The organism is Bradyrhizobium sp. YCK136, from assembly GCF_044570075.1.
Classification (GTDB): Bacteria; Pseudomonadota; Alphaproteobacteria; order Rhizobiales; family Xanthobacteraceae; genus Bradyrhizobium; species Bradyrhizobium diazoefficiens.
In genome coordinates, this window is the sequence record NZ_CP172424.1 from 8,384,030 (window position 1) to 8,400,108 (window position 16,079).

17 protein-coding genes and 2 pseudogenes are annotated in these 16,079 nt (G+C 64.0%); 8 read left to right on the forward strand and 11 right to left on the reverse strand.

Annotated elements, in window-relative coordinates; all coding sequences use genetic code 11:
- Positions 1 to 176 precede the first annotated feature (176 nt).
- The 8 genes and pseudogenes from ACFLEY_RS40445 to ACFLEY_RS40480 all read right to left on the reverse strand — a co-directional run bounded on the left by ACFLEY_RS40445 (position 177) and on the right by ACFLEY_RS40480 (position 9,728).
- Positions 177 to 952, reverse strand: a pseudogene (locus ACFLEY_RS40445) (helix-turn-helix transcriptional regulator).
- Between the two features lie 778 nt (positions 953 to 1,730).
- On the reverse strand, positions 1,731 to 2,795 hold the full coding sequence (locus tag ACFLEY_RS40450) for an IS630-like element ISRj1 family transposase (RefSeq protein ID WP_026192128.1): 1,065 nt from the start codon (positions 2,793 to 2,795) through the stop codon (positions 1,731 to 1,733).
- Positions 2,796 to 3,028: 233 nt separating this feature from the next.
- Positions 3,029 to 3,517: a hypothetical protein gene (locus tag ACFLEY_RS40455; RefSeq protein ID WP_060910314.1), complete on the reverse strand. Its 489-nt coding sequence runs from the start codon at positions 3,515 to 3,517 to the stop codon at positions 3,029 to 3,031.
- Between the two features lie 14 nt (positions 3,518 to 3,531).
- Positions 3,532 to 6,678, reverse strand: a pseudogene (locus tag ACFLEY_RS40460) (efflux RND transporter permease subunit).
- Positions 6,675 to 7,751, reverse strand: coding sequence for an efflux RND transporter periplasmic adaptor subunit (locus ACFLEY_RS40465; RefSeq protein WP_060910313.1), 1,077 nt, complete (start codon positions 7,749 to 7,751; stop codon positions 6,675 to 6,677). Before ACFLEY_RS40465 ends, ACFLEY_RS40460 begins: the two are co-directional and overlap by 4 nt.
- The gene (locus ACFLEY_RS40470) at positions 7,748 to 8,875 is read right to left on the reverse strand and encodes an efflux RND transporter periplasmic adaptor subunit (protein ID WP_060910312.1); all 1,128 of its coding nucleotides are present in this window, start codon (positions 8,873 to 8,875) and stop codon (positions 7,748 to 7,750) included. The genes ACFLEY_RS40465 and ACFLEY_RS40470 overlap by 4 nt, the downstream gene beginning before the upstream one ends.
- Positions 8,872 to 9,390 (reverse strand): hypothetical protein, encoded by a 519-nt coding sequence (locus ACFLEY_RS40475; RefSeq protein ID WP_249163228.1) that lies wholly within the window; start codon positions 9,388 to 9,390, stop codon positions 8,872 to 8,874. Before ACFLEY_RS40475 ends, ACFLEY_RS40470 begins: the two co-directional genes overlap by 4 nt.
- A complete protein-coding gene (locus tag ACFLEY_RS40480) occupies positions 9,372 to 9,728 on the reverse strand; it encodes a hypothetical protein (RefSeq protein ID WP_249163227.1) in 357 nt (118 codons plus the stop codon). The genes ACFLEY_RS40475 and ACFLEY_RS40480 overlap by 19 nt, the downstream gene beginning before the upstream one ends.
- A gap of 212 nt (positions 9,729 to 9,940) precedes the next feature.
- On the opposite strand from ACFLEY_RS40480, the gene ACFLEY_RS40485 reads away from it, so the two are divergent.
- Complete coding sequence (locus ACFLEY_RS40485; protein WP_060910311.1) at positions 9,941 to 10,603, forward strand: TetR/AcrR family transcriptional regulator; 663 nt, start codon at positions 9,941 to 9,943, stop codon at positions 10,601 to 10,603.
- Positions 10,604 to 10,621: 18 nt separating this feature from the next.
- Here ACFLEY_RS40485 and ACFLEY_RS40490 read toward each other — a convergent pair whose 3' ends face one another.
- From ACFLEY_RS40490 to ACFLEY_RS40500, 3 genes are read right to left on the reverse strand one after another with little or no spacing between them, the layout of a single operon-like run.
- A complete protein-coding gene (locus ACFLEY_RS40490) occupies positions 10,622 to 11,290 on the reverse strand; it encodes a TetR/AcrR family transcriptional regulator (protein ID WP_060910310.1) in 669 nt (222 codons plus the stop codon).
- A gap of 8 nt (positions 11,291 to 11,298) precedes the next feature.
- A complete protein-coding gene (locus ACFLEY_RS40495) occupies positions 11,299 to 11,736 on the reverse strand; it encodes a hypothetical protein (protein WP_049832451.1) in 438 nt (145 codons plus the stop codon).
- 28 nt (positions 11,737 to 11,764) lie between these two features.
- On the reverse strand, positions 11,765 to 12,031 hold the full coding sequence (locus tag ACFLEY_RS40500) for a hypothetical protein (RefSeq protein WP_039187265.1): 267 nt from the start codon (positions 12,029 to 12,031) through the stop codon (positions 11,765 to 11,767).
- A 173-nt stretch (positions 12,032 to 12,204) separates the two neighbouring features.
- Here ACFLEY_RS40500 and ACFLEY_RS40505 point away from each other — a divergent pair, with 173 nt between their 5' ends.
- Genes ACFLEY_RS40505 through ACFLEY_RS40535 form a run of 7 tightly spaced genes read left to right on the forward strand, consistent with a single transcriptional unit; the run spans position 12,205 to position 16,035 of the window.
- The gene (locus ACFLEY_RS40505; protein WP_028173097.1) at positions 12,205 to 12,411 is read left to right on the forward strand and encodes a hypothetical protein; all 207 of its coding nucleotides are present in this window, start codon (positions 12,205 to 12,207) and stop codon (positions 12,409 to 12,411) included.
- Complete coding sequence (locus ACFLEY_RS40510) at positions 12,408 to 12,566, forward strand: hypothetical protein (protein WP_165448173.1); 159 nt, start codon at positions 12,408 to 12,410, stop codon at positions 12,564 to 12,566. Before ACFLEY_RS40505 ends, ACFLEY_RS40510 begins: the two co-directional genes overlap by 4 nt.
- A gap of 18 nt (positions 12,567 to 12,584) precedes the next feature.
- Complete coding sequence (locus ACFLEY_RS40515) at positions 12,585 to 12,803, forward strand: hypothetical protein (RefSeq protein ID WP_028173096.1); 219 nt, start codon at positions 12,585 to 12,587, stop codon at positions 12,801 to 12,803.
- Between the two features lie 37 nt (positions 12,804 to 12,840).
- Positions 12,841 to 13,380 carry a hypothetical protein gene (locus tag ACFLEY_RS40520; protein ID WP_211434037.1) on the forward strand — a complete coding sequence of 180 codons (540 nt, stop codon included), beginning with the start codon at positions 12,841 to 12,843 and terminating at the stop codon, positions 13,378 to 13,380.
- Between the two features lie 37 nt (positions 13,381 to 13,417).
- Entirely contained in the window at positions 13,418 to 14,017 is a 600-nt protein-coding gene (locus ACFLEY_RS40525; RefSeq protein ID WP_060910308.1) for a PepSY domain-containing protein, read from the forward strand.
- A gap of 37 nt (positions 14,018 to 14,054) precedes the next feature.
- Positions 14,055 to 15,215: a DUF3734 domain-containing protein gene (locus tag ACFLEY_RS40530; protein WP_396604413.1), complete on the forward strand. Its 1,161-nt coding sequence runs from the start codon at positions 14,055 to 14,057 to the stop codon at positions 15,213 to 15,215.
- A gap of 28 nt (positions 15,216 to 15,243) precedes the next feature.
- Positions 15,244 to 16,035 carry an acetoacetate decarboxylase gene (locus ACFLEY_RS40535; protein WP_060910307.1) on the forward strand — a complete coding sequence of 264 codons (792 nt, stop codon included), beginning with the start codon at positions 15,244 to 15,246 and terminating at the stop codon, positions 16,033 to 16,035.
- The last annotated feature ends 44 nt before the right edge of the window (positions 16,036 to 16,079 follow it).

Consider the following 16,079-nt stretch of genomic DNA (forward strand, 5'->3'; position numbering starts at 1 on the left):
CTCGAGGATCTAAAGTCGCACAAACCTTTCGGAGCTAAGCGGCCCGTCGCTGACTCTGATAGAAACCAAGGCCGCCCCCCACAACCGCGGCGGCCACCGCAATTGCCCTGCATCATCGCAAATCGGGTTCATTGAGGAAACTACCCATTTCGAGTTAGCGGACCTGAGAGTATCCCTTAGTTCAGGCCGCTCGGCCCCGCGAGCAGGCGCAGCACGATCGAAAACAATTCATTCTGCGAGGAGATACCCAGCCGCTCATAGGCGCGCTTGCGGTAGGTCAGCGTCGAATGCAGGCTGATGCCGAGCGCCTGCGAGATCGCCTCGGAGCTGAAGCCTTCGAGGATGCGCCGGCAAACCTCCCGCTCGCGCGGCGTGAGATCGGCGAGCGGCGCGTGCGTGGCGAACAGCGCGGCGAGAGACTGATCGGGCGTTGCGCTCCGCTGAAAATGGCGCGCGACGCTCGCCCCGATCGCAGGTGCGATCGCCTGGAGGCGTTCGCGCTGGGCGTCGCTGAAGCGGCCCTGCGCGGCGATGCGATAGAAATTGACGTAGAAGCAGGTGTCCTCGACCCAGATCGCGGTCGCCCATTTGTCGACGATGCCGGAATCGTTGAAGAAGATCTTGCGGTAGCGCGCGCCGTACATGCGTGGGGCGAAAGTCGGAAGCACGATCGACGCGCCGCCCTCGCCTTCGAACAGCGCATCGCGATTGGGATCGGATTCGTGGAACTGCCCGGCATAGGCCGCACCGAGATCGCCGCCGATCGGGATGTTGCCGGCATCGAGCGGGCAGCGCCGGCCCGGCTCAGCGCAAACACCATGCAATGGCCGACATCGGCCTGCCGGCGCAGCGTATCGATCAGCACGCTCGGAAAATCCGGCCGTCCGATGGCGAGCACCGCGGGCGTGACATCGCCAGCCGCTATATTCGGGGCCATCCCGTGGGGCCGCATCGTTATCCTCCGCCAAACGTCTTTTGGCGGAGAATATCAGCAAGGGCGGCGTGCCGGAAGCTGGCCGTTACCATGCCGCCTCCGGGTCCCGGCCCCGGCGCCGCAGCGCTACGCCCCGTCGGCGGAGCGCTGCTGCGTCACTCTTCGGGAAGTCCCGACGCACATCCCGATCCAGCTGCTTGTACGTGACCGCACCGCTCGACCAGGTCCATCAGCGAAAGGGATCTTGAAGCCTGATCACCGATCATTGTTGGGGACCCATTCCTCCGCGGCTGTGTCCCAATGATGGGTATCGTCGAAGTATTTCCAGGGCGGCCGCCTCGGCTTGCTTTCGCCCTTCCGTCGATTTGCATTCAGTGCACGGAGTTGGACGGCGAGCGCCCCAACCATCATCCCCCATTCGCGCGCGTTGTATCGGGAGTTCCATTTGATTGCTGCGAGCATTGGATGCCTCCTTCAAAGCAAGAAGCTTCCGCCACGTTAGCCCGGGCCAAGAACACGGGATGTAAGCTACTTCACAGTCGGCCAACATCTTCGACATAGCCGCGGGCGATCTCTGTGTACGGCGACCGGAACCTACGTTCGCTCGATATTCGGGCGCCGGGTGGACATGTTGCCGCGCGATCAAAGCGCGCGCGGCGAAACGTAGCGTTGTCCCTGTGCGCGAAGGCACGTCCTCTCGACAGAGCGCATTTTATCGCTGGTGGACGCCCGATCAGATAGAGGCCAGCGCATGCTTGAGCTTGGAACAGCTGGTACGACACCCTAGTACCCGGAATCAGAGCTGAGTGATACGGCGGCCTTTGAAACGGCGTTGACGGACCTTTTTCTTGGTCCAGACGAAGGGCTCGGCTCTGTCGTTGTATGCGTTGACGTAGGCATCGATGTGTTCCTGAAGCTGCTTGAGGCTCGTGAAGGAGGTGCCGCTGAGCGACTGCCCCTGCAAGATGGAAAACCATACTTCGACCTGATTGAGCCATGACGCACTTGTCGGCGTGAAATGAAATTGCACGTTGGGGTGGGCCTTGAGCCAGTCCTCGTTCTTTTTATGGGTGTTGAGGTTGTCGAGGATGACGTGAAGCTTGCGGTTCGGAAAAGCCGCGGTGACGCTGTTCATGAAATCGAGAAACTCGACGCGGCGCCGGCGTTTTGAATGGGTCGCGATGATCTTTCCGGTGGCGACTTCGAGCGCCGCAAACAATGTTGTGGTGCCATGCCGCTTGTAATCGTGGCTTTGGCCGGTCAAGGCGCGGCCATTGGGCAACTTCAGATAACCCTGCGCTCGCTCCAAAGCCTGGATCGAGGGCTTCTCGTCCACGCACAGCACAATGGCCTTCGCCGGCGGCGCGACATAGAGGCCGACAACATCGGCGGCTTTGGCCGTAAAGTTCGGGTCGTTGCTCTCGCACCAGGACTTGCGAGCCACCAGGTCAATCTTGTGGCTGCGCAGGAACCGCCAGACATATTGGACATCGACATCGCCCAGCGCCTCGGCCAGCAGGGGGCCGGTCCAGCGCGCAAACCCTTGCGGTGGCGGCTTATCCAGCAGCTTCAGAATCCGCTTGTCGGTCGTCTTCGTATAGATCGGCTGCTTGCCAGGCCGCGGCTTGTCTTGCAGCCCTTCAAGGCCATGGTCGGCATAGCGATGCCGCCAAAGGCTGACAATCCGCGGCTGGACCCCAACTTCCTTGGCGATCGACCGGGTGCTGCGCCCATCCGCCGCCAACAGAACTATCCGCGCCCGCTTCAAATCGCGCTGCAACGTCACCGGTGAGCGACAGCACGCCTCAAGCACCTTGCGATCTTTCCTCGAAAGGTGGACTTCTCTTGCTTCGGGTATCATCCCGACCTTGAATCACGACTCACGTTCCAAGAAAAGTGGGTACTAGCCTCGGTGGAGGCGCTTGCCACGGTCATCGTCATTGTCCTGGTGGCTAGCGGCGCCATTACGCTGGCGGAAACTCGGCGGCAAAAAACGCGTGCAACAAGGGATTGGGGGAGTACACGCCCTACCCCGCCGCCGCCTTCGCCGGGGCGGCGTTGATGGCGAGCTCGCCGTAGCGGTCGGTGTGCGGTCTATTCGCACACCATCACGCGCCGGTAACGTCTGTAAACGTAGTAGCAGTCACTGTCAGAGGAATAGCGCGAGCCGCCATAGGCGTAGCCGGCAGCGGCTCCGGCGTAGGCGCTGGCCGCATACGCGGCGCGATAGCCGTACCGGGCTCCACCGTAGCGGCCGTAGCCTCCGAAGCGGTTGTAGGTGACGGATGTGGCGCGAGCGGCGTTCGCCACCGCCGGGCTGCCGCGCCCGCTTCCAGCGAGAGCCTCGCGCGGCGCAGCTCCAGCACCGAGGCGAGGCGCCGGGCCGCCGAGGCCGGCATGTGGCACACCGCCAGGTCCGATTGGCGGACGAGCCGCGAAGGCCGGAGGACCTCCGGCTGCTATCGGCGGAGGCCCCGCCATGGGCGGCGGCGGCGGGAATTGCGCGGACGCCGGATTTGACGTCAACGTCACCGTTGCAAGTGCCGCACCGATGGACAGCATCAGACCTGTGTTGCGAAGCATTGTACTTTCCCTTGTTAAATCTGTGGTTCGAGAACCGGCACCGGCGTGGCCGCGGGGACCGGCTCCGGCGAAATGTCGTGCGCAGGCGCTGCGGGCTCGTGCATGGATGAGTTATCGTTGTGATCGGGGTGAATGAGGAACCAGGCCACATACAGCGCCGGCAGGAACAGCAGCGTCAGCAGCGTGCCGACGATGATGCCGCCCATCATCGCGTAGGCCATCGGCCCCCAGAAAATCTCGCGCGCGATCGGAATCAGCGCGAGGCTTGCCGCGGCCGCCGTCAGCAGAATTGGCCGCATACGATGCTCGGTCGCTTCCACCACTGCGTCCCAGGCCGGTCGCCCCTCCTTCCTGAGATCCTAGATCTGCACGATCAGGATCACCGAATTTCGGACGAGGATGCCGATCAGGGCGAGCACGCCGAGGATGGCGACGAAGCCGAGCGGAGCACCGCTCGGCAGCAGCGCCATGACGACACCGATGACGGCCAGCGGCGCGACCGCGAACACCAGAAACAGGCGATGGAAGCTCTGCAGCTGGATCATCAGCACCGTGGCCATGACGAACAGCATGAGCGGAACGACGGCGACGATCGGCGCCTGGCTCTTGGCGCTCTCCTCGACGGACCCGCCGATGTGCACCGAATAGCCCGCCGGCAGCGTCTTGGTGAACTCCGCGACTTTCGGCGCGAGCTGATCCACGACGGTCTTTGGCTGCGCGTTGCCCACGATGCCGGCCTTCAACGTGATGGTCGGGATCCGCGCGCGCCGCCAGATCGTCGGCTGCTCGAGCTCGTAACGCAAATTGGCCACCGCACCGAGCGGCACGGCCTGGCCGCCGAGCGCGGTCAATTGCAGGTCGCGCAGGGTGTCGATGGAGGCACGTTCAGCCGCCGTCGCACGTCCCGTGACGCTGACGAGATAGATGCTGTCGCGCACCTGGGTAATCGGCGTGCCCTCGAGCACGGAGTTCAAGGTGGAGGCAATGTCCTCCGAGGTGACGCCGAGCTGCCGCGCCTTGTCCTGGAGAACGTCCACCTTGACGACGCGGGCCGGCTCCATCCAGTCGAACACGACATTGCCGAGATCGGGGCTGCTCCGCACGATACCGGCGAGCTTCTGCGCGAGGTCTCGCACCTTCGCGATGTCGGGCCCGCTCAAGCGAAACTGCACGGGACGCCCCACCGGGGGGCCGACCTCGAGCAGCTTGACGTAGGTATCGGTGCCGGGGAACGTCTTCCTCAGGTAGTCCTCGAACTGCGCCTTGACCTGGTCGCGCGCCTTGATGCCGCCCCTGGTCACGACCACCATCTGGCCGAACCAGGTGTTGGCGGTCTGCACGTCGAAGGACAGGACGAAGCGCGGCGAGCCGGTGCCGACATAGGACGACCAGTGGTCGACCGAATTGCTGCCCTGGAGCTGTTCGCGCTCGAAGCGCGCCATCTGCGAGTTGGTATCGGCAATGGATGCGTTCTGCGGCAGATTCCAGTCGATCACGAGCTCGGCGCGATCCGAAGACGGGAAGAACTGCTGCTGCACGAAATTCATGCCGAACAGCGCCAGCAGAAAGGCGGCGACAGTAACGCCAATCGTCGTCCAGCGGCGATGCATGCAGACGAGCAGGAGACGCGTGAACAACTGCGCTACGCGCCCCTTCTGCTCGTGATGGCCCTTCATCCTGGCAGGCAGGATGGTGACGCCGAGCAACGGCGTGAACAGCACCGCCACGATCCACGAGACGATCAGGGAGACGGCGATGACCACGAACAGCGTGAAGGTGAACTCGCCTGCATTGCTGTTATTGAGCCCGATCGGAATGAAGCCGGCCACGGTCACCAGCGTTCCGGTCAGCATGGGAAAGGCGGTCGAGGTGTAGACGTGCGTCGCCGCCTTTTCCAGGGGATCGCCGACCTCGAGCCGCGCGACCATCATCTCGACGGCAATCATGGCGTCATCGACCAGCAGGCCGAGCGCGATGATCAGGGCGCCAAGCGAAATTCGCTGCAACGAAATGCCGGCATAGGCCATCACGACGAAGGTGATGGCGAGAACCAGCGGAATCGCGATCGCGACGACAAGGCCGGCGCGCATGCCCAGGCTGAGAAAGCTGATGCCGAGAACGATGATCACGGCCTCGAACAGCGCCTCGGTAAAGCCGGACACGGCATGCTCGACAACGACGGGCTGATCGGCGACGAGGTGAACGCCGACGCCGACCGGCAAGTCGGCGGTAATTCTCGACATCTCCTCCTTCAGCGCCTCGCCGAAATGCAGCAGATTCGCGCCGGACTTCATGCCGATGGCAAGCGCGATCGCCGGCTCGCCGTTGTACCTGAACAAGGTCCTGGCCGGATCGGCATAACCGCGCGTGATGGTTGCGACGTCGGTCAGGGGAAAGAAGCGATCGTTGATGCGCAGATTGACCGCCTTCAGACTTGCCTCCGACGTGAACTGGCCGTTCACGCGTACGCTGATCCGCTCGGGCCCCTCCTGGAATACGCCGGATGGGGCAACCGCATTCTGCCCCTGCAAGGAGCTCATAATCGCGTGAACGTCGAGGCCAAGGGCCGCGATCTTGCGGGTGGAGAACTCGAGATAGATCACCTCGTCCTGTGCGCCCAGGATGTCCACCTTGCCGACATCGGGCACGGTCAGGACCTTGGCACGGATGTCCTCCACATGATCGCGCAGCTGACGTTGGCTCAGGCCGTCGCTGGTGAAGGCATAGATGTTGCCGAACACGTCGCCGAAGCGATCGTTGAAGCCGGGCCCGATCACCCCTTGCGGGAAGTCGCCCTTGATGTCCGCGATCATGTTGCGAACACGAATCCAGGTCGGCTTCACGTCGGCAGCCTTGGTGCTGTCGCGCAGATAGACGAAGACGGTGGTCTGACCCGCAACCGTCACACTCTTGGTGTAATCGAGCGATTCCAGCTCCTCGAGCTTCTTCTCGATCCGGTTGGTGATCTGGCGCGTCATCTCCTCGGGTGACGCACCCGGCCACTGCGCCTGGACGACCATGGTCTTGATGGTGAAGTCGGGATCTTCCTGCCGTCCCAGCTGAAGATAGGCAAAAAGTCCCGCCGCCATGAAGGCGATCATGAAATACCAGACGAGCGAGCGATGACCGAGCGCCCAGTCGGAGAGATTGAACGACTTCATGGCTGCTGATCCTGTTCGATACGGACGTGCTGTCCTTGCTTGAGACTGTGGACCCCGGCGGTGACGACGCGTGCGCCAGCAGCAAGTCCACCGGTGACGCGCGCCCCGGTTTGGCCAGCCGCCACATCGATCTTTTGCAGCGACACCGTGCTGGCGGGCTGATTGACGATCCAGACGAAATTGGCGCCATCCTTGGCGAGCAGCGCCGACGCAGGCAGCCAGAGAACCGGGCCTTGCTGCCTGCCGAGCTTTGCCGTGACAGTCGCGCCGAGCCGGAAGCTGTCAGGCGGATTGCTGAGCGCAATGCGGACCCGCCGCAGGCGTGTTGCCGGATCGGCTTGCGGCGCAATCTCGCGAACGGTGCCTTCCACTTGAACCGCCGGCAGGAGCTGCAGGCTGACCATGAACGGCAGACCGACCTCCAGCGGCAGCGGATAGTCCGGCCCGATATCGACGACCGCTTCGCGAATATCGGGCCTTGCGATCGTCACCACGCTTTGGCCGGGGGACACCACCTGGCCGACGTCCGCACCGACTGCGGTGACCACACCGGCGAAGTCGGCCTTGATCTGCGAATAGCCGAGCTGCTCGACCGCCTTGGTCAGATTGGCCTGTTCGCGCGCAACCGTCGCTTCGGCGCCGGCACGCGCCTGCTCGGCGTTATCGAGCGCCTGCTTCGTGGTTGCATCGGTGGTGATGAGCGTTCGCTGCCGTTCCTCCGTCGCGCGAGCGGTCGCGAACTGCGCCTCGGCCTTGGCAAGCTGGCCTTTGGCCGCGCGAACGGCGAGCTCAAGGGCGGTCGAGTCGATCGTGCCAACCGTCTGTCCTTCAGTCACGAGGTCACCGACGTAGACGGGACGCGTGATCAGACGTCCCAGCACGCGGAAGCCGAGATTGGTTTTGTAGCGCGGTTCGATAACGCCCACCGCAACGGCATCGTCCGCGTGGTCCGCTGCGAGAAGCAGCGACTGGACGGGCCGCACGGCCTCGGGCGCCTTCGTCTCCTGCTGGCATCCGGCAAGCGCGAGCGCGCATGCAAGCGTGCCCGCCACGATCGTTGTGCGGCCCGTCATGAGGGGTCTCCTTCATAGGTCACGGGCTGGCCCACGCTCAAAAGCTTGCCGCCATCGACGACGACGCGCTCGCCCGGATCCAGACCTGCCTTGATCAACACTTCTCCGGCCTCGTAGCCACCGACCGTCACCGGCTTCAGCGAGGCGGTCCGCGTTGCCGGATCGACGGTCCAGACCGCAGGGCTGGTGCCCGCCGCCATCAATGCGCGCCAGGGCAATGCGATTTGCGGCTCGGTCTTCACTCTCACAGTTCCCGCGACGGCGCTTCCAAGCGTCATTGCGGCAGGCGGGTCGTTGATCGCCACCTTGACCCGAATGGTCGCGCTCCTCGCGTCGACCGCCGGCGAGACCTCCCGAACCTGACCGCCTGCCGTCACGGTCGCATCCGAGATCAGCACCAACGAAACGCTGCTTCCGTCGGCAGCACCGAGGAAAATGGACTCATAGACGTCAAAGACGACGTCCCGGTCCCCGTCTTGCGCCAGCGAAAATACCGCTTGGGCTGCCTGTACGACCTGACCGGTTTCCACACTGCGTGCGGTGACGACGCCGTCGGCTTCGGCTCGCAGCGCGGTATAGCCGAGCACGTCCTTCGCGGTTCCGAGCTGCGCTCTTGCCGCTTCAAGCGCACCTTCCGTGGTTCGCAACCCTTCCTGCGCCTGGTCGTAGGCCGTGCGCGTGGTGAAGCCGCTTGCGATCAGCGCCTTCTGCCGATCGTAAGTCGCCTTTGCCACACGCAGCTGGGATTCTGCGGCGAGAACGGCCGCGGTGGCGGCATCGACATCGGCCTCCTGCTCGGCCGGGTCGAGAATGGCCAGCACTTCGCCGGCCCTCACGTGGGTCCCGACATCGACATAGCGCGCGAGGACACGCCCGCTGACGCGGAACGACAGATCCGCCCGAAAGCGGGCCTGCACCTCACCGGTCAGGGTAAGCGAGGATTGCCGATCCCTCGGCTGCACGATTTCCGTGCGCACGACAGCGGCGCGCGCGGAAGGACTGGCAGCGTGATCGTCGCAGCCGCCGAGCGCGGCAGCAACAAGTGCGAGGGCCAGGCCGCCGAGAGGCCTCAGCAAGCGCTCGGTTCGACCGATTTTGGAGAGGTTCGAATAACGCGGGTTCATAGCGCGTCCGTACGGTGAGAGGGTGACAGGAGATTGCCCAGGACGTCCGGGCCCCTGCTCAGCGTGGCCCGTTCGTTCGGGCGCGCTCGCAGTGAATCTGGATCCGCGCGCATCGCGGCCGGACGCTCGATCTGATCCGGGAGGCCGGCGCCCGAGCCGGGCGTCACGGACGCGTTGGTCTTCAGCCGGCGCGGCCGCCTCATGCGGCGCGCCGCCATCGACCAGCTTGCCTGCCGCTCCCGCTCGCTCAGGTGAAACGCGACCACGACGGATGTGAACTCGGCAGCGAAGCCGTGCTCGATCCGTCCGCCGAGCCCTTTCGCAAGGTCATTGCTGATCTCGAACTCCCGGCCCAAGGCCCGCGCCGGCCGCGAGCCGTTGTCCAGCACCACGCAGTTCGCGACCGAGCCGATGCGCGACAGCTTGACCTTGATCTCGCCGGAGCGCGCGTCGAAGTACGCATGCTTCGCTGCGTTGACGATGAGGTCGTGGACGATCAGCCAAGCCGTCCGCACCGCTCGGGCTGAAGCGGGAGAGACTCGGTGGTGAGCGTCAGCCGGATCCCCATTCGATCCAGAAAGGATTGGTGCATGGCGCAGCCCAGTCGGCGAATGTAAGTCGCGGCATCGTTGAGGACATCGCCGTCCGGCATGGCCAGCGCCCGATGCAGCTCCGCATGTCCGTGCAGCAGCTCCACGACGTCGCTCAGGGCGGCCTTTGCTTCCGCTCCGTCGGCGCGGATGACCGCCGCCGAGACCAGATCGATCGCCGAGGCGATCCCCTTATCGACCCTGTGATGCAACTCGCGCAGCAGGATGCCGTGTTGTGGGCGGTCCGGGTCGGGGCACGACATATTCGCTCTCTCCTGAGGTCGACCGGACGGTCGCAAGGCCAATGCACACAGGTTTGCGGCTTCGACTGTCCGGGAGGTGCCGCCGCGGGTCCTGATGGACGTCGCGGCGATTAAATAAACTATACCGTATATTTTCTTTCTGTTGCCTTTTCCGGCCCGCCATGTCAAGTGCGATCTGCGCGCGCACAGACTCGTGACTGGAGGATCGACGGATGACCAAGAAGAGCACCCCGAAACGGGGCAGACCGACCAAAGACCTTGCCGGCGACGTCCAGGTCCGGATCCTTGACGCAGCCCAGCAGCTTTTTCTCGAGAAGGGCTATCGCAGTGCCAGCATCGACGACATTTCCGAGCTGGCGCCGGCGAGCAAGCCAACCATCTACGCGCACTTCCCCGGCAAGGAGGCGCTGTTCGCGGCGGTGGTGGCCCGCACCATCAGCAGGCTGACGGATTTCGAAGGCGTCGAGCCCGAGGGCCGCACCCTTCATGACAAGCTCTCGAACCTCGGCACCACCATCGTGGAAAAGCTCATCGAGGAATCGTTGGGCATGGTTCGCGCCACGATTGCTGAAGCGCAGCGTTTTCCCGAGTTGAGCCGCAACGTCCACGACGCCGCGCGCGATCGCTCCGTCAACGCCGTTTCCCAACTCTTGAATGAAGCGACGCAGAAGCTGGCGCGCGCTCCAAAGGGGCCCTTCGGCGGCAAGCGAAGCCTTGCCACCGCTCAGATCTTCCTGGATCTGATCCTGCTGCCGATGCTGTTTCGCTCGCTGGTCGGGGAAACACCGAAGGAGCTGAGACGGGAGCTGCCGTCCTTCATGCGCGAACGCGTCGGCTTCTTCCTTGCGGCCTGTGAGGCAGACTGGACGCCGTGAGCCAATCGAGCGTCGGGTTTAACAGGCGGGTTTGTAGCGCATACTGGCCTGAACGTTGATGAGTTGATGGGGCGCCGGGCCAGCGAACGCGGCGTTGCAAAGCGCCCCCGCGCAAAAGCGCATCATCTCGTCGAACGTTGGCCGAAGGGCGGTCGCCTTGACACGGGAGGGGTTGAGGTAAGCATCCATCGCGTCCAGCAGGCAGCAGGCGAGCGCCATCGGGCTCCCGCCGCGGAACTCCCCGCTCACCTGCCCCGCCGCGATGATCGACCGCACGACACCACGAAGCCGATCCGCATGAGACAGGCTGGCCAGCCAGTTCGCCTGTCCTGCGGCCACCACCAGTTCGTGCAAGCGGACATCGTTTGCCAGCCGGTCTTCATGCAGCCGGGAGATCGCGCCAAACGTTGCATTCAGGCGCTCCAGGCCCGAGCGGCCGCTTCGCGCTGCACTTGCGGCCGCCGCCAACACCTCGTCGAGCAGCTCCGTCACGACGGCCTCCTCGAGCGCCCGGCGGGAGGGATAGAACCGGTAGAGATTTGCGGGGGACATTGAAGCGTCGCGAGCGACGTCGGCAACCGTGGTTTTCCGGTACCCGATCTCCCGGTACAAGCGGATTGCAGCCTGCACGATTCGTTCACGCGTGCAGGACAATCCAGTCTGGCGGGTCGTCTGCGCCTTCAGCATGCTCGGCCTCAACGCAACGGAATCGCGTGCATCTCACGCCGGCAGGCTTCGCCGAATTCACGCAACGGATCCATCTCCTCCAGGAAGCCCGGCAGGTCGACGAACGGGGTGTTCGGGGCAAGGTAGGTCTCGATGATCAGCCGGCCAGCCCGCTCTGCGGCATGGACCACCTCATCCTCGGACAGAATCCGCATGCGCCCGATAAGCGCATACAAGTTCACCAATGCCGGGATCTCGGATTTGTCGCTGGTGAGCGCGTCCGCGTAAAGTCGGGACGCCTCCTCAATGAAGCTGCGATAGAGCTTCTCGCGCTTCGACACCGCGTGCGCCTGATGGCGCTCGCGGAGTCTGCGGCGCCGGGACATCCATCCCGTCACGATCGTGGAAATCGCTCCGAAGGCCGAGCCTCCGAACGCGGCGAAAGCAGGCGCATATATCGTATTCATACGATCGTTCCTCATTCCTTGCGCCGCGCTATCGGTGCGACCCGACGGTCCTGACCGAAGCCGCAGCGGCTGCATGGTCGAACACGGCTCTGCAGGCTTCGCTCAGGTCCGACTTTCTTTGCCTGAGACAAGCTTCCACATTGGTGGGATCGGGGATGTAGCCGGCGCACAGGCGAAACGCGTCAGACGTGCACGCCGCTCTCTGCTCAGCCGTGCCGCGGTCCTCCTGCGCGAACGCAGCGGCGCCCGACGCAACGAGCACCAGGAGTGCGAGCACCAACCGGTTCTTGAACATATCGAATCCTTTCTCAAGTTGAGGCATCCGCTTTCAAAGGAAACCTCGGCCTCACTCCGAAGTCCCCTCGCCCGGCCAGGACGAACACGGGCTTGTGAGTCCCGGCTCTTGACACATCCCGCGATCCGCGCTGTATATGAAATATACGGTGTAGTTTATTTAGGAGACCGAAGATGTCAAGCCTGTTCCTGGCGCTCGTGCGGGAAAATCCCTGGCCCGGGATTGCCGTCGCCTCGCTCAATCTGATGGTGGCCGTGTCGCTCGTGGGCGTGAGCCTGCTGCTGGGTCTCACCATTTCGGTGCTCGCCTGGGTGCACGCGCTCGCCGTCGGCGAACCCGCGCCGGTGCGGCATGCGGCCAGCCGGAGGGGCCGCGCATGACGTCAGGGCTGTTGCTTGCTCGCGATTGCATCATCTGCTGGGTCACGGTGTGGCTCGCGCCGGTCGAGTCCATCTTCGACGCGATCGAATCCGAACTCGTCCGCAGAGGCGTCGCGCTTGAAGGCGTCGAGCCCCCTTCCCCGCCCGCCGCGTGAGCATCCTGGACGTTCGACATGCTCAACTTCATCGAAGTGTTCGACGTCATGGACGTGGAGCCGGCCACCGGCTCTTCGGTCTGGAGCGGACGCACCGGCACGCGTGCGGCCCTCAAGCGCGACGGGCACGTGATCGACCCGAAGGCGATGGCCTATTGCCCGATCGAATGGCTCGACGAGCGCGGCTATCTCGACGCCGAACGCGCGTGCCGGCACCCGCGGCCCACGAGCTTCTGAAAACGAGACGGAATCATTTCATGTCTGGGAACAGGCCGTGAGCAGGAAGTCTGTCCTGTCGCGACGTGCGAGCGCCGCCGTCGAGCCCGAGCTGCCCCTGCGGGCGTATTTTCTCTCCGCTGGAGGGGCGCTGCTCCTGCTGCTTCTGGCGGCCGACTGGGTGTTGCCCGCACCTTCGCCGAGCCGGCTCACGGAGCAGCATTCTGCGTTGCCGCCGATCCGGATCCACTCGGAGCGGAGGGGCCCCGAAGCGGCCGTCATCGACACCAGCGGGTTCGGACTGCGTCCCGCGCCCGCCGAGCACGATATCGCCCAGGCTCCACCGCAGTTGCCCGAAACTGAAGTCGGCGGCCCCGTTGTGCGCGACGATGACGGCAACCCGGCGGCGGCCGATCTACGCGTTCGCGAGAGCCTGGCCCAGTTACAGCCCGCCGTTCGTGACCAAGCAGGGCGGGGGAGCCCGCATCGGATCGCGGCGCGACGGCACAAGCTCGCTCCGGCGCGGCCTCGAAAGTTGTGGCGATCTGCTCGGCATCCGGGCTTCCAGATCAGCCGGTACGCCGTCGTGCCGAACTAGACCACCGATCATGAAGAACACCACAGGATTATGCGCGATGCCAAAGAAGCAGCTGTTTGCCCTCATCGTTTGTTCCGCGGCCCTCGCCGGCACCGGTGCTCTGGCCGGCGTCACGCAGGTCCCTACCGACGCCGAACAGCAAAGCGCGACCGCGCAGGGCAACGTCGAGGAGGCGGCCATTCGCCGCGTGTTGGAGCAGTTCCACACCACGAAGGTCCCGATCGGACAGGCCATGGCGATTGCGGAGGGTCTGCACGATGGGTCGAGGACCGCAGACATCAGCTTCGAGATATCCGGTCCGCCGGTCTACCGCGTGCGCACGATCAAGAACGAGCGGGTCTTTGAGAATGTCATAGATGCGAACACCGGAAGGGTATCGCAAAGGGAGATCGCGTCATCGCTCAAGGAGCTCGATCGCGCGGATCTCGCCAACATCATAGCCCTGAAGTGGATCAAGCAGGAGTTGTCGGACGCGGTGCGGGTCGCGGAAAGCGCGGCGGACGGACAGGCGCTCGCTGGCGGGTTGATGAAACAGGATGGCAAGCTCAACTTCGTGGTCGTCATCGCTACCGGCGATCACCTGAAGGAAGTGATGCTCGAGCCACCCAAGGTCGGACAGCGGTCAACTCAGCGCTAGCCACGAACGTGACAGCGCGCCACTGAAGCACGATCTCGTGAGTTGCACACACCTGCCGGCCACCCAACGGCGGCTGCCATTCGATTGCATAGCCCTGCTGTTGCAAGGCGGCGGCGCTCTCGGCGCCTACCAGGCGGGGGTGTACGAGGCGCTGGCGGAAGCTGGCATCCACCCCGATTGGGTTGCCGGCATTTCCATCGGCGCGATCAATGCCGCGATCATCGCGGGCAACCCGGCCGAGTCACGTGTTGATCGGCTGCGCGATTTCTGGACGCGGGTAACTTCGACTGCACCTTGGGACTGGGCCGGAAACCCATTTCTCGATGCGCGCAGCGAGAATGCGCGCAATATCCTCAACCAGATGAGCGCGGGCCTTGCCGCGGCATGCGGCGCAAACGGGTTCTTCTCCGCGCGCCCCCTCCTGCCATGGCTCCACGCCGGCGGCACGACCGAAGCAACCAGCTTCTACGACACCGTCGCGTTGAAGAGCACGCTGGAGCGCCTGATTGACTTCGATCGCATCAACGCGGGGATGACGCGGTTCAGTGCAGGAGCAGTCAACGTGAGAACGGGCAATTTCGTCTATTTCGACAACAGCACCCACACGATTCGCCCAGAGCACATCATGGCAAGCGGCGCGCTGCCACCGGGCTTTCCCGCCGTGGAGATCGAGGGCGAGCATTACTGGGACGGCGGCCTTGTCTCCAATACGCCGCTGCAATGGGTGATCGATGGGGGTGTGCCGCAGGACATGTTGGCGTTTCAGGTCGATCTCTGGAGCGCGAAGGGGCAGCTTCCGGGCAATCTGCCCGAGGTCGTCACGCGTCAGAAGGAAATTCAATATTCCAGTCGCACGCGCGCGAGCACCGACCAGTTCAAGCACGTGCAGCGCCTGCGACGTGCGCTCACGACGCTCCTGGACCGGATTCCCGAAGAACTCAGGGAGCACGAGGATGTGAAGCTCCTGAACACCGCGGTGTCTCCCAACGTCTACAACATCGTTCACCTGATCTATCGGGCGCGCAACCACGAAGGCCACTCCAAGGACTACGAGTTCTCCCGCCTTTCGATGCAAGACCATTGGCGCGCCGGCTACCACGATGCGCTTCGCACCTTGCGTCATCCCGAGGTGCTCGCACGCCCGGTCACCCCGGACGGCGTTTTCACGTTCGATCTAGAGCATGATGGCCGTGAATAGAGCGCTGATTTGATGCACGGAGACCCCCATGCGTGAGAACGATGTGCGCAAGCGCGCCTTTGCGATGCCGCTCACCAGCCCGGCCTATCCGCCGGGCCCTTACCGGTTTGTGGATCGCGAGTACCTGATCATCACCTATCGCACCGACCCGGCAAGGCTGCGCGCTGTAGTGCCCGAACCGCTGGAACTCGATGACCGCAACCCGCTCGTCAAGTATGAATTCATCCGCATGCCAGATTCGAATGGCTTCGGCGACTACACGGAAAGCGGCCAGGTCATCCCGGTCTCGTTCCGTGGCCACACGGGCGGCTACAACCACTGCATGTTCCTCAACGACGAAGGACCGATTGCCGGGGGACGCGAGCTCTGGGGCTTTCCGAAAAAGCTCGGCCAGCCGACATTGCGGACCGAGATCGACACGCTGATCGGTACGCTCGACTACGGGCCCTTGCGGGTGGCGACGGGCACAATGGGCTACAAGCACCGCGAAGCCGATCTTGGCCAGGTCAAGGCCGCGCTCGAGGAGCCGAATTTTCTGCTCAAGATCATCCCGCATGTCGATGGCAGCCCGCGCATCTGCGAGCTCGTTGAATATCGCCTCGAGCAGATCGCGTTGAAGGGCGCCTGGACCGGACCCGCGGCTCTCTCCCTGACACCGCACGCCTTGGCGCCGGTCGCTGATCTGCCCGTTCTGGAGATCGTCTCGGCGCTTCACATCCGTGCAGACCTCACGCTGGGACTGGGCAGAGTGGTCCATGACTATCTGCAAGAGCCAGCGCGGCGTCCATTCCGGGCTTCAGAACGAAGTCTGGTCATCTGATCGGAAATCCACAAAACCAACGCGCGCCTGAACCGCGAGGCTTC

Excerpts from the sequence above, each read along its gene's own strand:
- ACFLEY_RS40500 (WP_039187265.1), bottom strand. The coding sequence starts at position 12,031 with ATGTTCAAGAACCGGTTGGTGCTCGCACTCCTGGTGCTCGTTGCGTCG.
- ACFLEY_RS40485 (WP_060910311.1), top strand. The coding sequence starts at position 9,941 with ATGACCAAGAAGAGCACCCCGAAACGGGGCAGACCGACCAAAGACCTT.
- ACFLEY_RS40470 (WP_060910312.1), bottom strand. The coding sequence starts at position 8,875 with ATGAACCCGCGTTATTCGAACCTCTCCAAAATCGGTCGAACCGAGCGC.
- ACFLEY_RS40505 (WP_028173097.1), top strand. The coding sequence starts at position 12,205 with ATGTCAAGCCTGTTCCTGGCGCTCGTGCGGGAAAATCCCTGGCCCGGG.
- ACFLEY_RS40490 (WP_060910310.1), bottom strand. The coding sequence starts at position 11,290 with ATGCTGAAGGCGCAGACGACCCGCCAGACTGGATTGTCCTGCACGCGT.
- ACFLEY_RS40535 (WP_060910307.1), top strand. The coding sequence starts at position 15,244 with ATGCGTGAGAACGATGTGCGCAAGCGCGCCTTTGCGATGCCGCTCACC.
- ACFLEY_RS40480 (WP_249163227.1), bottom strand. The coding sequence starts at position 9,728 with ATGTCGTGCCCCGACCCGGACCGCCCACAACACGGCATCCTGCTGCGC.
- ACFLEY_RS40510 (WP_165448173.1), top strand. The coding sequence starts at position 12,408 with ATGACGTCAGGGCTGTTGCTTGCTCGCGATTGCATCATCTGCTGGGTC.
- ACFLEY_RS40455 (WP_060910314.1), bottom strand. The coding sequence starts at position 3,517 with ATGCTTCGCAACACAGGTCTGATGCTGTCCATCGGTGCGGCACTTGCA.
- ACFLEY_RS40515 (WP_028173096.1), top strand. The coding sequence starts at position 12,585 with ATGCTCAACTTCATCGAAGTGTTCGACGTCATGGACGTGGAGCCGGCC.
- ACFLEY_RS40465 (WP_060910313.1), bottom strand. The coding sequence starts at position 7,751 with ATGACGGGCCGCACAACGATCGTGGCGGGCACGCTTGCATGCGCGCTC.
- ACFLEY_RS40495 (WP_049832451.1), bottom strand. The coding sequence starts at position 11,736 with ATGAATACGATATATGCGCCTGCTTTCGCCGCGTTCGGAGGCTCGGCC.
- ACFLEY_RS40450 (WP_026192128.1), bottom strand. The coding sequence starts at position 2,795 with ATGATACCCGAAGCAAGAGAAGTCCACCTTTCGAGGAAAGATCGCAAG.
- ACFLEY_RS40525 (WP_060910308.1), top strand. The coding sequence starts at position 13,418 with ATGCCAAAGAAGCAGCTGTTTGCCCTCATCGTTTGTTCCGCGGCCCTC.